Origin of the sequence: Pseudomonas sp. FP2294 (genome assembly GCF_030687625.1) — a bacterium.
Classification (GTDB): Bacteria; Pseudomonadota; Gammaproteobacteria; order Pseudomonadales; family Pseudomonadaceae; genus Aquipseudomonas; species Aquipseudomonas shahriarae.
Genome location: NZ_CP117441.1, coordinates 1,043,219 through 1,056,838 on the forward strand (window position 1 = coordinate 1,043,219; position 13,620 = coordinate 1,056,838).

Below are 13,620 nucleotides of genomic sequence, written 5' to 3' on the forward strand. Positions count from 1 at the left end.
CTGCTTATTCCTGCACGCTCCGGCAACCTTTTTCCGGCAGCCTATACTTGGCGACTACAAGAAGTGATTCGGGAGCTTGACGATGTTTGCTCTCATGCACAGCACCCGCCTTGAATCCCTGCACCTGAGCGTTGACCCGGTGACCGGGTTGAAGGCGGTCATTGCCATCCACAGCAGTCGCTTGGGGCCGGCCCTGGGTGGCTGTCGCTACCTGGCCTACCCCGACGATGAAAGCGCCGTGGCCGATGCCGCGCGCCTGGCCCAAGGCATGAGTTACAAGGCCGCGCTGGCCGGTCTGCCGGTGGGCGGTGGCAACGCGGTGATCATCCGCCCGGCCCATGTGGAAAGCCGCGCCGCGCTGTTCGAAGCTTTCGGCCGGTGTATCGAGCAGCTCGATGGCCGCTATATCACCGCCATCGACAGCGGCACCTCTGTGGCCGACATGGACTGCATCGCCCAGCACACGCGCTTTGTCACCAGCACCACCGCCGCCGGCGACCCGTCACCCCATGCGGCCATGGGCGTATTCGCCGGCATCCGCACCGCCGCCATGGCCCGCCTGGGCAGCGACAACCTGGAAGGCCTGCGTGTGGCAATCCAGGGCCTGGGCAACGTCGGCTACGCCCTGGCCGAACAACTGCACGCCGCTGGCGCCGAATTGCTGGTGAGCGATATCGACCCTGGCAAAGTGCAACTGGCCATGGAGCAACTGGGCGCGCACCCGATTGCCAACGAAGCCTTGCTCAGCACCCCCTGCGACATTCTCGCGCCGTGCGGCCTGGGCGCCGTCCTCAACCGCCAGAGCGTCGCCCAACTGCGCTGCGCCGCCGTGGCCGGCTCCGCCAGCGCGCAACTGACCCACCTGCAAGTGGCCGACCAATTGGAGGCGCGTGGGATCCTCTACGCACCGGACTACGTGATCAACTCCGGCGGCCTGATCTATGTCGCCCTCAAGCACAACGGCGCGGACCTGGCGACCATCACCGCGCACCTGTCCAACATCGGCACCCGCCTGACCGAAATCTTCGGCCACGCCCAGGCCGAAAAACGCTCACCTGCCCGAGTGGCCGATGAGCTGGCCGAACGGCTGCTGTACGCCGAGCCCTTATTAAAAAGGCCCTGAATCAATGATTCAGGGCCTGTTCAATTCGGGCTTTATTCCGCCGCCGGGTTCAGCAACTCGGACAACGCATCCGGCTGGCTCTTGAACGCCTTGGCAAACACATCGCGATTCTTCGCCATGTAGATCCCGGCTTCCTCCACCTGCTGCTCGCTCAGGGACGGCACGGCTTTTTGCAACACTTCTGCGAGCAACTCAGCGAGTTCAAGCATCTTGTCATGACGGTCAGCTTCGGCTTTATCCATGAACAAACGCTCCAGATCTCGGCTGCTGCGGTATACCACTTCGACGGCCATTCACCACCTCACATGCCTTCACGATAGTTGTCTATTGCGACTACTGTATTTATATACAGCTAAAAGGATAAGCCAATCCATGGGGTTTGGGTAGCAGCTTTTTAATGTAGTTGGGAAATGGGGTTTGTCAGGTGTCGGAGTGCCGCAGTCGTAAACCCCAACGGCAAGATAAGTGTCTCATGTCATTCCACCATCATCTCATTCTGCAATCTCTGGCCTTCTTTCTGCATGCAGAGAAATCGTCATGCCAAACGGGCATTATCCCCCCCGAGCCGAAGCATGGCTTAGGCAATGGCAAATAGTTGGCTATTTTTTAAACAGTGGTGGTGAGTGATGACAGAAATGAAGTGGGCCGACAAAGTGCGCAAAAGCCTGCACGCGAGTGCAGATTCCCTGGGCAACCTGGCAGTGGAGGCATTTCACTATCTGGCGCTTTTTGGTATCGGTGCAATCACCGCCTATGCGGCAATAATGACCTTTATCGACATGTTGCAAAAAGGCGGCATCAGCGTTGATGACATCCTGCTGCTGTTTATCTACCTGGAGCTGGGCGCCATGGTGGGGATCTATTTCAAGACCAACCACATGCCCATCCGCTTCCTGCTCTACGTGGCGATCACGGCGTTGACCCGCCTGCTGATCGGCGACGTGTCCCACCACAATGCCCCGGACCTGGGCATCATTTACTTGTGTGGCGGGATTCTGTTGTTGGCGTTCGCCATCCTGGTGGTGCGTTTTGCTTCGTCGCGCTACCCATCGGTCAAGGAAAAGTCCGAATCCTGAGTCAGAGCCCGGCCGCGATGGGCGGCCGGTTGCTCGGCGGGCGCTGCAGCAGTTTGTGACTGTCGCCGTCGGTCATCACTGCCAAAATCTCCATGGCGCTGTGCCCTTGTTCAATGGCAATGCCGAATTGCACGCTTTGCACCAGGCGTTTGAGGCGTTGCGGGTCGTTGCGCTGTTCGGCGCTGATCATGCGTTTGGCGACCACGCCGCTGTCGTCGGAGAGGGTCAGCATGATGCTGCCGTCCAGGCGCTGGATGCTCAGGTTGACCCGGTATTGAGGGGCGAACGTGTCGGTGATCAGTTGAAAAGGATTGTCCATGGTGCGTTACCGCCTGATAAGAACATGCACTGATTGACGACCGGTATGGCGATTGGTTCGTGTTGCCTGACCACCGGTCGCAAGCTCCGTTTTCCTTCAGTGGGTGTACAGCAAGGGGCGTGCCGTACAGCTATCTTTCTGACGACGAACTGCCCCTGTGGGAGCGGGCTTGCCCGCGATTGCGGTGGATCAGCCAACCATTCAGTGACTGATGCAGCGCTATCGTGGGCAAGCCCGTTCCCACAGGTTGATCTGTGCAGTGAGCTGTTTCAGGGCACCAGCGAGAAAATGACCGCTGACAGCGCAATCAGCCCCACCAACACCACAAACACATTCGACACCTGGCCCGAATACTGGCGCAGCGATGGCACGCGGCGGATTGCGTACATCGGCATCAGGAACAGCAAGCACGCGATGATCGGCCCGCCGAGGGTTTCGATCATGCCCAGGATGCTTGGGTTGAACGTGGCCACGGCCCAGCAACTGAGGATCATGAACACCGCGGTGCAGCGTTCCAGCCAGCGCGCCGACAAGGTGCGGTTGCGCCCGCGCAGGGTTTTGACGATCAGGCCCTGGAAGCCTTCGCTGGCGCCGATGTAGTGGCCGAGGAAGGATTTGGTGATGGCCACCAGCGCGATCAACGGCGCCGCGTAGGCGATGACCGGGGTCTGGAAGTGGTTGGCCAGGTAGGACAGGATCGAAATGTTCTGCGCCTTGGCGGCGGCAAGATCAGCCGGTGACAGCGCCAGTACGCAACTGAAGCAGAAGAACATCACCGTCAGCACCATCATGCCGTGGGCCGTGGCCAGGATGCCGCTGCTCTTGCGTTCGGCTTGGGCGCCGTACACGCGTTTCTGGTCCACCGCAAAGGCCGAGATGATCGGCGAATGGTTAAACGAAAACACCATCACCGGAATCGCCAGCCACAGGGTCTTGAAGAACACCGGCAGGGGCATGCCCTCACTGGCGGAGGCGAAGAACGCGCCGTTCCAGTTGGGGATCAGGCTTACGGCCAACAGCAGCAAGGCGGCGACGAACGGGTAGACCAGCACGCTCATGGCCTTGACGATCACGCCCTGGCCGCATCGCACAATGGCCATCAGGCCGAGGATCAGCACCAGAGACAGGATCGCCCGTGGCGGCGCAGTCATGTGCAGTTGGTGTTCCATGAAACTGCCGAGGGTGTTGGTCAGCGCGACGCTGTACACCAGCAGGATCGGGAAGATGGCGAAGAAGTACAGCAGGGTGATCAGCTTGCCGGCGCCGACGCCGAAATGTTCTTCCACCACGTCAGTGATGTCGCCGGATTTGCCCGACAGCACAAAGCGCGTCAGCCCACGGTGGGCGAAGAAGGTCATGGGGAAGGCCAGCAGCGCCAGCACGATCAGCGGCCAGAAGCCGCCGACCCCGGCGTTGATCGGCAGAAACAGAGTGCCAGCACCGATGGCGGTACCGTAGAGGCCCAGCATCCAGGTGGTGTCGTGTTTGCTCCAGCCGGTCGTTACGGTTTGCGTGACAGCAGCGGGGTTTTCGGCAGCAGGTGTACGTACATCGGTCATCGTTATTGCCTCATTATTATTTTTGCGCGGGCTCACGTAGGGGGCAGGTAGCAGTGCTCCTCAGCACTCCACCCAGCTGACCGCCAGGCCGCCCCGTGAAGTTTCTTTGTATTTGTCATGCATATCGGCGCCGGTATCGCGCATGGTGCGGATCACCCGGTCGAGGGAAATGAAGTGTTTGCCGTCGCCGCGCAGGGCCATTTGCGTGGCGTTGATGGCTTTGACGGCGGCGATGGCGTTGCGCTCGATGCAGGGCACCTGGACCAGGCCGCCGACGGGGTCGCAGGTCAGGCCGAGGTTGTGCTCCAGGCCGATTTCGGCGGCGTTTTCCAGTTGCTCGGGGGTGGCGCCGAGAATATCCGCCAGGCCCGCAGCGGCCATGGCGCAGGCCGAACCGACTTCGCCCTGGCAGCCGACTTCAGCGCCGGAGATCGAGGCGTTTTTCTTGCACAGGATGCCGACGGCGGCTGCGGCCAGGAAGAAGTTGACTACATCATCGTCGGACGCGTCGGCATTGAACTTCATGTAGTAGTGCAGCACTGCCGGAATGATCCCGGCTGCACCATTGGTCGGTGCGGTGACCATGCGCCCACCGGCGGCGTTTTCTTCGTTGACGGCGAGGGCGAACAGGTTGACCCACTCCATGGCCGACAAGGTCGAGGTGATCACATTCGGTTTGCCGATTTCCAGCAGGCTGCGGTGCAGTTTTGCGGCGCGGCGCGGCACATCCAGGCCGCCGGGCAAGATGCCTTCATCACGCAGGCCTTGCTCGACGCACTCGCGCATTACCGACCAGATATGCAGCAGGCCACTACGGATTTCTTCATCGCTACGCCAGGCGCGTTCGTTGGCCATCATCAATTCAGAGACACGCAGGCCATGCTTGTTGCACAGGGCCAGCAGTTCGACGGCGCTGGAAAAGTCGTAGGGCAGTTCTACATCGCTGGTGGGAGCAATACCCGACTCGGCCTCGGCCGCCTCAATGATGAAACCACCGCCCACCGAGTAGTAGGTCTGTTCGCTCAACAGGCCGTTTGCCCCGTAGGCATGCAGGGACATGGCGTTGGGGTGGTAGGGCAGGCTTTCTTCCAGCAACAGGAGATCGTGCTGCCAGTTGAAGGCAATTTCTTTTTGGCCTGCAAGCATTAACCTGGAGGATTCGCGCAACTGCTGGATACGCGGCCCGATCGAGGTGGGGTCAACCCGATCTGGCCATTCGCCCATCAACCCCATCACACACGCGCGATCGGTGGCGTGGCCCACGCCGGTGGCAGACAGCGAGCCGTACAGGCGCACTTCCACGCGTTGGGTGTGCTCCAGCAATTGTTGGTCGGTGAGGGACTGGGCGAAAGTTGCCGCAGCCCGCATAGGGCCCACGGTATGGGAGCTGGATGGGCCGATGCCCACCTTGAATAGATCAAAAACGCTGATAGCCATGCTAAAGCCTTACAAGCTATGGAGTAGGAAATCGCTGCCATGTTTTGTAGGACAAGCGGAAGAAGCGCGATACTGAGCCTCTAGATCGGCACTGACCAACGAATTATCCTAAGACACCCTTTAGCAGGACTAAACTCTATGGCTCGCCCCCTGCATGCCCAGACCTATGTCTGGTTGCACGTATTTGCCTGCGCTGCACGGCATTTATCCTTTACCCGTTGCGCCGAAGAACTGCACATCACCCCTGGGGCGGTCAGCCAGCAGATTCGCCAACTGGAGGAGCGTCTGGGCTTTCGCCTGTTCCATCGCCGGGCGCGTGGCGTGGAGTTGAGTGCCGAAGGGCAGCGGCTGGCGACCACGGTAAGCGAGGCCTACGGCAGCATTGATGCCGAGTTGCAGCGCCTGGATGCGGGGATGATCAGCGGCACCCTGCGGCTGCGCTCGATTCCGTCCTTTCTGGGCAAATGGTTGACGCCGCGTTTGCCGCGTCTGCAGCAGCGTTTCCCGGATATCCAGTTACGGTTGGTGGCCGAGGACAGCAGCATTGCCCTGCACGAAGGCGACTTTGACCTGGCCATCGACCTCAACGACGGCAGTTATCCCGGTTTGTTATCCACAGCCTTGCTCGACGAGCAGATATTCCCGGTGTGCGCGCCAAGCCTGTTGCGCGGGCGGCCGCCGCTGCACGGTCCGGCCGACCTGGCCCACTTCCCGCTGTTGCACGACATCACGGCCTGGCGTGGGAGTTATGAATACGCCGAGTGGGAGTTTTACCTGAATGCGATCGGCTATCCCGACGCCGACGTGCGACGTGGGCACACCTTTAACCGCAACCACCTGACCATCGAGGCGGCGATTGCCGGCATGGGCGTGGCGATTGCCCGGCGCACCCTGCTCAATGACGAATTGGAGCGCGGCACCCTGATCGTGCCATTCGGCCTTGCGGTACCGAATCACAAGCGCTACGTGCTGCTGTATGCGCCAGGCGCACTGAACCATCCCGGCGTGCGTGCGGTGCATGATTGGCTGGTGGAAGAGGCGGGGATTTTTCGCGGATTGCACCCCTTGGGAGAGGGGCAATTGTGAGGAATTACGCAGGTAGGTGGGGATACCCAACTCCCGACGATAACAGCGCTTTGGGCGGCTGTCAGGCTTAATTTGTAATGTGGGATTTATCTTTGCATAGGGGTTGAATTGTTCCTTCAGGTGCTCAATTGTGTAGTTAAGAGGTCATGGTTTCACCGCATCGGTGTTGCAGTGGTGATCTCTGGCGAGCTAGCTGAAATAAGGGAAACACTATGCAAATCCAAGTCAACAGCGACAACCATATTGAAAGCAGCATCCGACTGGAGGAGTGGGTACGTACTACCATTGAGAGCACGCTCGAACGTTATGAAGAAGACCTGACCCGCGTCGAGGTCTACCTGCGGGATGAGAACGGCGACAAGCCGGGCCCCCATGATTTGAGTTGCCGCCTGGAAGCGCGGCCAAAGGGTCATCAACCGATTTCGGTCATCCATAAAGCCGACACCCTGGAACAAGCGATCGACGGGGCGGCCACCAAGCTGGATAACGCGCTGGAACATCTGTTCGGCAGACTGCAAGGCAAGCCGCGTGCAGAGAAACGCACGCCCAACAACCAAGTCGATGAAGCCGGGCTTGAAGAGGAATTCCTGGAAAACGAACAGGCTGCGCTTAACAGCTGATTGCTGACTGTTTTTCAACCCCATACAAAACGGGCCTGCAGATGCAGGCCCGTTTTTTTTGTGGCTGATAGGTATCAAATGTCGGAGCTGGCCAGCAGTGTATTCAGGATCTTTGCCGGCCCGTCAGAACGCGACTGAGGTCTGCACATACACGGTGCGCGGTTCTCCCACGTATTTGCCCTTGTTGTTATCGTCAAACGAACGGGTGAAGTACTGGGTGTTGAAGATGTTTTTCACCCCCACCGCCACATTCAGATCCGACAACTGCGGGCCGAAGTCGTATGCCGCGCGGCTGCTGAACAGCATGTAGCCGGGGATGCGCCCATTGCTGCCATCCACGCTTTCGGCCTGGGTGTTGGCGTTATCGGCGAATTGGCTGCTCTGGTAGGTGCTGTCCAGGTTCAACTTCCATTGGCCTTCGGTGTAGCCCACGCCCAGGGTGCCTTTGTGCTTGGACGAGAAGGGCACGCGGTTGCCTTTGTTCGGGCCGTCTTCGCGGATGGTTGCATCGACATAGGCGTAGCTGGCGTACACATCAAAGCCAGCTAGCGCCGGGCTCAAGCCGTCGAGGGCGTAATTGACGCTGGACTCGATACCCTGGTGCCGCGTTTCGCCCCGGGCGATCACCGAGTCGTTGGTCTGGTTGCTTTCGTACTGGTTGTCGAAGTTGATCAGGAACGCGCCGATTTCTGCGCGCAGCGCGCCATTGTCGTAGCGCGTGCCGACTTCCCAGGTGCGGGCCTTTTCTGGCTTGACCGCACCGCTGCTCACACGGTTGGGCATCTGGCTGTACTGCACGCTGCCGAAGGAACCTTCGGTGTTGGCGTACAGGTTCCAGTCGTCGGTCAGGTGATACAGCACGTTCAACGCCGGCAGGGCGGTGTTGTAGTCACCCTTGTATTTGACGTCGGTCAGGTTGTTGGTCTGCTGGGACTTGATCATCTCGTAGCGGATGCCCGGGGTCACGGTCCACTTGCCGATATCGATCCGGTCGTCGATAAAGAACGCGTTGGCTTCGGTGCCACCTCGGGTGTCGCGGTCGTTGCGGCTGTCGGTATTGGGCAGTTGCTGGTTGGCGCTGATCGGCGTGCGGTAGCGCAATTCATGCCCGGCCTCGTTGATGTAGCGGTAGCCCACACCCACCTCGTGGCTGCTCGGGCCGAGGTCGAAGCCTTGGGCCAGGCGGGTTTCCAGGCCGCGTACCCAATATTCGCGCGGCGACAGCGAAAGGAAGCTGCCCTGGTCCAGATAACCGCTGCGCAAGGTCTTGGTAAAGAAGCTGTTGACGGTGAATTCCCGGCGATCTTCCTGGTAGCGATAGCCTACGTTGAACATCGTACGGCGGCCCCAGAACTTGTCGTAGGGCCGGGTGGATTGATACGGGTCGGCCTTGTAGGCCGCCGTGCTCAAGCCACCGGGCATATCGGCCTGACCCTCGTAGTACTGGGCCATGGCATTGAAGCTGTTGGCTTCGTCCAGCTGGTAGTGGCCCTTGAGGATCAGGTCGTCGATTTGGGTGTCGCTGTGTTCACGCCAGTCACCGCCGCGGGTGCCGGAATACAGCAGCGCGCCGCCCAGGCCATTGTCGGCGGTGCCGCCGGCCAGCAGGTTGCCGGTGGTCTTGAAGCCATCGTGGCTGGAAGACGGGCTGGTCTCGGTCTGCAGGCCGCCCTTGACCATCGGTGCATCGGGAATTGCCCGGGTCACGAAGTTGACCACGCCGCCGACGTTCTGCGGCCCGTAGCGTACCGCGCCACCGCCGCGCACCACGTCCACGGCATCCATGTTGCCCATGCTGATGGGCGCGAACGACAGCTGCGGCTGGCCATACGGCGCGAAAGGCACCGGAATGCCGTCCATCAATACCGTCGAGCGCGACGCCAGGCGCGGGTTGAGCCCGCGAATGCCGAAGTTCAGCGCCATGTCGTGGCTGCCGGTGCCGTTGTTTTCCGGCGCGTTGACCCCGGGAATACGGTTGAGCACGTCACGGGCCTGGGTTGCGCCCTGGCGCTCGAATTCTTCACGACGGATCACATCACGGGCGCCGGGGTGTTCGAAGACATTGATCTGCGCCGCATCGCCGAGCCAGTCGCCCACCACATTGGAGGTGCCCAGCTCCAGCGGCGCCGGCGCGTTCAGGGGTTGCAGGCTATAGGCATTGTCACCTTCGGCGCGGGCTTGCAGGCCGGTGCCCTTGAGCAATGCGTTCAAACCTTGCTCGGTGGTGTAGTTGCCCCGCAGGCCCTGGCTTTGCGCGCCGGCAGTCACTTCGGAGCCAAACGAAATCAGCACGCCAGCCTCACGCCCAAATTGATTCAATGCCGCTTCCAGAGACGCCGGGGCGATGTGATAAGGCTTGGCCTCGGCCGCCAGGGCGTAAGGCAGGGCGCTGAAACTGAGGCTGGCGCCCAGCAGCAAGTGGCGCAGCGTACGGGCAAGTGGCGTCAGGCGAGTCGGTTGCTGGGGCATGAAGAACGTTCCTCAGAGGTGGGAAACAGGGTGGCTTTCCCTCTCTGTCACGCGAGGTACGGAAAACGGCTCACGGGTGTCGAAAATAATTCAGGCGCGGGCTTCGACGCTGACCCAATAGCGGGTAAACCGCCGCACTTTGACCGGCAGGCTGATTTGCAGCAGGTCGAGGATGCGTTCGCTGTCGTCCAGCGGGTAGCTGCCGGAGATCAGCAGGTTGGCCACCTGCGGATCACACTGCAATTGGCCGCGGCGATAACGGCTCAGTTCCTCGAGGAAATCTGCCAGGCGCATGTGCGATGCCACCAGCATGCCGTCGGCCCAGGCACCCGTGTTGGCATCGGTGAGGCGCGGGGTATCCCAACCTTTGCGGGTGAGGTTGACCTGGTGGGATTTTTCCAAGGGCAGGGGCAGGCCGCTGTAGGACCTGGGTGCAATCTCCACCTGGCCATCCAGCACCGCGACCTGGGTGTGATCGTTGAACTGACGCACATTCACCTGTGCTGCCTGGGTGCTGACGACGCCCTGGCCGGTGATGATCTGCAACGGGGTGCTGGTGCGCAGCAATATCTCGCCTTCGAGCAGGCGGATCAGGCGCTGTGGGCCATCGAATTGCACATCCACCGCACTGGCAGTATTGAGTTGCAGCTGGCTGCCGTCGGCCAGTTGTACCTTGCGGCGCTGGCCGAGGGGGCTGCGGTAGTCGGCGGTCAACGGCGGGATCAAGTGCTGCTGGCGCAAGCCCCACGTAGCCGCCGAGCCGACGCCGAGGATCAGCAGCAGTTTCAGGGCCTGGCGCCGGCTGCTGGATTGCGGTGCGTTCAACGCCGCGTGGGCCAGGGGCGAGGGCATGCCGCGCAGGCGTTGGTTGACCCGCTGAATATGCTCCCACGCCCGTTGATGCTCGCTGTGGGCCTCCAGCCAGTGTTGCCATTTGGCCTGTTGGCGCGGGTTGAGCGGGCCTTGCTGCATTTGCATCAGCCACTGCACCGCCTGTTCGGCGACCTGGGTCGAGAAGTGTGTGGTGGGGTTCATAGGGCGAAATAGCAGCGCATGGCTGCTTTGTTCAGATGACGTTTGACGGTGGCGATGGAAATCCCCAGTTCGGCAGCGATTTGCGCGTAGGTCAGGCCATCGAGCTGGGCCAGCAGGAAGGCGCGTTTGACCAGCACGGGCAAACCGTCGAGCAGTTGGTCCAGCTCCATCAGGGTTTGCAGGATGATCGCCCGCGCTTCTTCCGATGGCGCAGCAAGTTCAGGCATTTGCGCCAGGGCGTCGAGGTAGGCGCGCTCCAGGTCCTGGCGGCGGTAGTGGTTGAACAGCACGCGCTTGGCGATGGTGGTGAGGAAGGCGCGGGGCTCGATCAACGTCGGGGTTTCGCGGGCGCTTAACACCCGGATGAACGTGTCCTGGGCCAGGTCGGCGGCGCTGTGCGGGCAGCCGAGCTTGCGTCGCAACCAGCCGGTCAGCCAGTGGTGATGGTCGTGATACAGGACTTCGACGGTATTGGACGGCCGCAACGCGAACACTCCGGCAGCATCTGCATGCTTTAGATAACGAGAATTGTTCGCATTGTAGAGTGGCCAGGTGGCATTCGGCAATCAGCACAGGACCGATAGCCGTTTTAAAGTCGCCACAAGACCCTGTGGGTGTTGGCTTCATCCGTTCTCTTTTGCTTATAAGAATAATTATCATTAAACTCCCGCCCCTGATAAACCAGGTGCCACTGGCATGAAAAGCAAAGCATCACTTCCTGTTTCCTATCGTCTCGGCGTGACGTCGCGGCTGCTGGCGGCTGTGGTCGGTGGCTATGTGCTGGCGTCCCTGGCCAGCGTGTGCCTGACCTTGTGGCTGCCAATCTCCCGCGCCGATGCGGTGGTCAGCGGCATGCTCAGTTCCTTTGTGTTCTACCTGCTGGCAGTGATCTGGTGTTTTGCCTGCCGCAGTGCCGCCCGCGCCTGGTTTGGCGTGCTGGTGCCCTGCGCGATACTGGCCACCCTGGCAGGCCTGGCCTATTGGATGGCGCGCCCATGAAAGAGGGTTTCCGTCAGGCCATGGCCTGGTTGCACACCTGGGCCGGGTTGATTTTCGGCTGGTTGCTGTTCGCGATTTTCCTCACCGGCACCCTGGCTTACTTCAAGGGCGAAATCACCCATTGGATGCAGCCGGAAGTGCCCGCCCATGCGGTGGACGATGCGCGCAGTGTGGCCGTGGCGCAAAGCTATCTGGAACAGCACGCCCCCACGGCGGCGCGTTGGTTTATCGGCCTGCCCAACAGCCGCGACCCCGGTTTGTCGGTGATGTGGCAAGACAAGGTCGACCCTGGCCGGCGCGGCAATTTCATTGAGAAAATGCTCGACCCGGTCTCCGGCGAGCAACTCCAGGCCCGGGAAACCATGGGCGGCGAGTTCTTCTACCGGTTCCACTTCCAGTTGCAGATGCCTCACCCGTGGGGTCGCTGGTTGTCGACCATTGCGGCGATGGTGATGTTCGTCGCGCTGATCACCGGGATCATCACCCACAAGAAAATCTTCAAGGACTTCTTCACCTTCCGCCCGCGCAAGGGCCAGCGCTCCTGGCTCGATGGGCACAACGCGGTGGGCGTGCTGGTGCTGCCGTTCCACCTGATGATCACCTACAGCAGCCTGGTGATCTTCATGACCATGGTCATGCCCGCCAGCATCCTTGCGTCCTATGACGGCGATACCCGCGCCTTCTTCAATGAACTGTTCCCGGCCACCAACAACGCACCGGCCCTCGGCCAGCCGGGCAAGCTGCTGCCCTTGGCGCCGCTGGTAGAACAGGCACGGGCGCAGTGGGACGGTGGGCACGTGGGGCGGCTGGCGGTGAACAACCCCGGCGATGTGAATGCCGCAGTCAATGTCTCCCGCGCCGGTTCTGACCGGGTGGTGCATGATTTCGGCAGCACCGTGTCCTTTAATGGCTCCACCGGCGAACTGCTGCGGGTCAGTGCCGAGCAGTCGCTGCCGATGGCAATCGGTGGCAGTTTCTACGGCCTGCACATGGGGCACTTCGCCGGCCCGCTGCTGCGCTGGTTGTACTTTATCTGCGGCCTGGCGGGCACGGCGATGATTGGCACCGGCCTGGTGATCTGGCTGGGCAAGCGTCAGCTCAAGCATGTAAAGACCGGGGTGATGCCGTTTGAATTGCGCCTGGTGGAAGTGCTGAATATTGCCAGCATGTCCGGGCTGGTCATCGCCATTGCCGCGTTTTTCTGGGCCAATCGCCTGCTGCCTGTGAGCTTCGCCGAACGCTCGGACTGGGAAGTGCAAAGTTTCTTTATCGCTTGGGGCCTGACCCTGCTCCATGCCATGTTGCGCCGTGGCCGCCGTGCCTGGATCGAGCAACTGGGCCTGGGCGCCGTACTGTTTATGGCGGTGCCGCTGCTCAATGTGCTGACCACCTCCGAGCACCTGGGCGTGTCAGTGGCCAAGGGTGATTGGGCCATGGCCGGCTTTGACCTGACCTGCCTGGGCAGCGGCCTGTTCCTGGCCTGGGCTGCCTGGAAAATGCAGCACCGCAGCGCCGCCCAGCCCCGGGCCGAGCGCGCCCGCCCACTGACCCTCAAAAGCGAGGTGCACTGATGTTGCTGGCCTTGTTGCTGTGCTATGCGGGCTTTGTTGCACTGTGCCTGTCCCTGGACCGTCACCATGGCGAGTTGCTGCACAGCAAACCTTCGCCACGACGGCGCCTGGGGTTGCGCGTGGGCGGTTGGTTGTTGCTGGGGCTGTCGATCTGGCCGGCGGTACACATGGCCGGCTGGAGCCGGGGCCTGGTGGACTGGTGCGCGGTGCTGATGCTCAGTGGGCTGTTGCTGGTGCTGCTGTTGCCGTATCGGCCAAGGCTGGCCCTGGTTCTCGCAGGCGTCGGCCTGCTGGTCAGCCCCGTTGCGGCTTTCGCGACCCTCTGA

14 protein-coding genes are annotated in these 13,620 nt (G+C 61.2%); 7 read left to right on the forward strand and 7 right to left on the reverse strand.

All coding sequences use genetic code 11. The annotated features are described in order from the left end of the window. Positions 1 to 82: 82 nt before the first annotated feature. The gene (locus tag PSH73_RS04540; RefSeq protein ID WP_057958339.1) at positions 83 to 1,123 is read left to right on the forward strand and encodes a Glu/Leu/Phe/Val dehydrogenase dimerization domain-containing protein; all 1,041 of its coding nucleotides are present in this window, start codon (positions 83 to 85) and stop codon (positions 1,121 to 1,123) included. Between the two features lie 32 nt (positions 1,124 to 1,155). Here PSH73_RS04540 and PSH73_RS04545 read toward each other — a convergent pair whose 3' ends face one another. Beyond that, positions 1,156 to 1,416 (reverse strand): YebG family protein, encoded by a 261-nt coding sequence (locus PSH73_RS04545; RefSeq protein WP_003188807.1) that lies wholly within the window; start codon positions 1,414 to 1,416, stop codon positions 1,156 to 1,158. A 333-nt stretch (positions 1,417 to 1,749) separates the two neighbouring features. On the opposite strand from PSH73_RS04545, the gene PSH73_RS04550 reads away from it, so the two are divergent. Next, positions 1,750 to 2,199, forward strand: a complete 450-nt coding sequence (locus tag PSH73_RS04550) for a phosphate-starvation-inducible protein PsiE (protein WP_057958341.1) — start codon at positions 1,750 to 1,752, stop codon at positions 2,197 to 2,199. A 1-nt stretch (position 2,200) separates the two neighbouring features. On the opposite strand, the gene PSH73_RS04555 is transcribed toward PSH73_RS04550, so the two are convergent. The 3 genes from PSH73_RS04555 to PSH73_RS04565 all read right to left on the reverse strand — a co-directional run bounded on the left by PSH73_RS04555 (position 2,201) and on the right by PSH73_RS04565 (position 5,514). Continuing rightward, positions 2,201 to 2,518 carry a DUF3509 domain-containing protein gene (locus PSH73_RS04555; protein WP_057444533.1) on the reverse strand — a complete coding sequence of 106 codons (318 nt, stop codon included), beginning with the start codon at positions 2,516 to 2,518 and terminating at the stop codon, positions 2,201 to 2,203. Between the two features lie 269 nt (positions 2,519 to 2,787). Further along, a complete protein-coding gene (locus PSH73_RS04560) occupies positions 2,788 to 4,077 on the reverse strand; it encodes a serine/threonine transporter (protein WP_057437841.1) in 1,290 nt (429 codons plus the stop codon). A gap of 60 nt (positions 4,078 to 4,137) precedes the next feature. Next, the gene (locus tag PSH73_RS04565; protein ID WP_057437843.1) at positions 4,138 to 5,514 is read right to left on the reverse strand and encodes an L-serine ammonia-lyase; all 1,377 of its coding nucleotides are present in this window, start codon (positions 5,512 to 5,514) and stop codon (positions 4,138 to 4,140) included. Between the two features lie 138 nt (positions 5,515 to 5,652). On the opposite strand from PSH73_RS04565, the gene PSH73_RS04570 reads away from it, so the two are divergent. Together PSH73_RS04570 and PSH73_RS04575 are read left to right on the forward strand one after the other, a co-directional pair. Then, positions 5,653 to 6,600, forward strand: a complete 948-nt coding sequence (locus tag PSH73_RS04570) for a LysR substrate-binding domain-containing protein (RefSeq protein WP_057437845.1) — start codon at positions 5,653 to 5,655, stop codon at positions 6,598 to 6,600. 212 nt (positions 6,601 to 6,812) lie between these two features. Further along, positions 6,813 to 7,220 (forward strand): HPF/RaiA family ribosome-associated protein, encoded by a 408-nt coding sequence (locus PSH73_RS04575; RefSeq protein ID WP_057437847.1) that lies wholly within the window; start codon positions 6,813 to 6,815, stop codon positions 7,218 to 7,220. Between the two features lie 123 nt (positions 7,221 to 7,343). Here PSH73_RS04575 and fecA read toward each other — a convergent pair whose 3' ends face one another. The 3 genes from fecA to PSH73_RS04590 all read right to left on the reverse strand — a co-directional run bounded on the left by fecA (position 7,344) and on the right by PSH73_RS04590 (position 11,209). Further along, complete coding sequence (fecA, locus tag PSH73_RS04580; RefSeq protein WP_305462019.1) at positions 7,344 to 9,689, reverse strand: TonB-dependent Fe(3+) dicitrate receptor FecA; 2,346 nt, start codon at positions 9,687 to 9,689, stop codon at positions 7,344 to 7,346. Positions 9,690 to 9,779: 90 nt separating this feature from the next. Next, the gene (locus tag PSH73_RS04585; protein ID WP_057958344.1) at positions 9,780 to 10,724 is read right to left on the reverse strand and encodes a FecR domain-containing protein; all 945 of its coding nucleotides are present in this window, start codon (positions 10,722 to 10,724) and stop codon (positions 9,780 to 9,782) included. Next, complete coding sequence (locus PSH73_RS04590) at positions 10,721 to 11,209, reverse strand: sigma-70 family RNA polymerase sigma factor (RefSeq protein WP_057958345.1); 489 nt, start codon at positions 11,207 to 11,209, stop codon at positions 10,721 to 10,723. The genes PSH73_RS04585 and PSH73_RS04590 overlap by 4 nt, the downstream gene beginning before the upstream one ends. Positions 11,210 to 11,420: 211 nt before the next feature. Between PSH73_RS04590 and PSH73_RS04595 the strand changes: the two genes are divergently transcribed. From PSH73_RS04595 to PSH73_RS04605, 3 genes are read left to right on the forward strand one after another with little or no spacing between them, the layout of a single operon-like run. Further along, positions 11,421 to 11,723, forward strand: a complete 303-nt coding sequence (locus PSH73_RS04595) for a DUF3649 domain-containing protein (protein ID WP_057958346.1) — start codon at positions 11,421 to 11,423, stop codon at positions 11,721 to 11,723. Further along, entirely contained in the window at positions 11,720 to 13,294 is a 1,575-nt protein-coding gene (locus tag PSH73_RS04600) for a PepSY domain-containing protein (protein WP_120731693.1), read from the forward strand. Before PSH73_RS04595 ends, PSH73_RS04600 begins: the two co-directional genes overlap by 4 nt. Further along, on the forward strand, positions 13,294 to 13,620 hold the full coding sequence (locus PSH73_RS04605; protein WP_057437857.1) for a DUF3325 domain-containing protein: 327 nt from the start codon (positions 13,294 to 13,296) through the stop codon (positions 13,618 to 13,620). Before PSH73_RS04600 ends, PSH73_RS04605 begins: the two co-directional genes overlap by 1 nt.

Excerpts from the sequence above, each read along its gene's own strand:
- PSH73_RS04555 (WP_057444533.1), bottom strand. The coding sequence starts at position 2,518 with ATGGACAATCCTTTTCAACTGATCACCGACACGTTCGCCCCTCAATAC.
- PSH73_RS04600 (WP_120731693.1), top strand. The coding sequence starts at position 11,720 with ATGAAAGAGGGTTTCCGTCAGGCCATGGCCTGGTTGCACACCTGGGCC.
- PSH73_RS04540 (WP_057958339.1), top strand. The coding sequence starts at position 83 with ATGTTTGCTCTCATGCACAGCACCCGCCTTGAATCCCTGCACCTGAGC.
- PSH73_RS04565 (WP_057437843.1), bottom strand. The coding sequence starts at position 5,514 with ATGGCTATCAGCGTTTTTGATCTATTCAAGGTGGGCATCGGCCCATCC.
- PSH73_RS04605 (WP_057437857.1), top strand. The coding sequence starts at position 13,294 with ATGTTGCTGGCCTTGTTGCTGTGCTATGCGGGCTTTGTTGCACTGTGC.
- PSH73_RS04585 (WP_057958344.1), bottom strand. The coding sequence starts at position 10,724 with ATGAACCCCACCACACACTTCTCGACCCAGGTCGCCGAACAGGCGGTG.
- PSH73_RS04595 (WP_057958346.1), top strand. The coding sequence starts at position 11,421 with ATGAAAAGCAAAGCATCACTTCCTGTTTCCTATCGTCTCGGCGTGACG.
- PSH73_RS04560 (WP_057437841.1), bottom strand. The coding sequence starts at position 4,077 with ATGACCGATGTACGTACACCTGCTGCCGAAAACCCCGCTGCTGTCACG.
- fecA (WP_305462019.1), bottom strand. The coding sequence starts at position 9,689 with ATGCCCCAGCAACCGACTCGCCTGACGCCACTTGCCCGTACGCTGCGC.
- PSH73_RS04550 (WP_057958341.1), top strand. The coding sequence starts at position 1,750 with ATGACAGAAATGAAGTGGGCCGACAAAGTGCGCAAAAGCCTGCACGCG.
- PSH73_RS04570 (WP_057437845.1), top strand. The coding sequence starts at position 5,653 with ATGGCTCGCCCCCTGCATGCCCAGACCTATGTCTGGTTGCACGTATTT.
- PSH73_RS04575 (WP_057437847.1), top strand. The coding sequence starts at position 6,813 with ATGCAAATCCAAGTCAACAGCGACAACCATATTGAAAGCAGCATCCGA.
- PSH73_RS04545 (WP_003188807.1), bottom strand. The coding sequence starts at position 1,416 with ATGGCCGTCGAAGTGGTATACCGCAGCAGCCGAGATCTGGAGCGTTTG.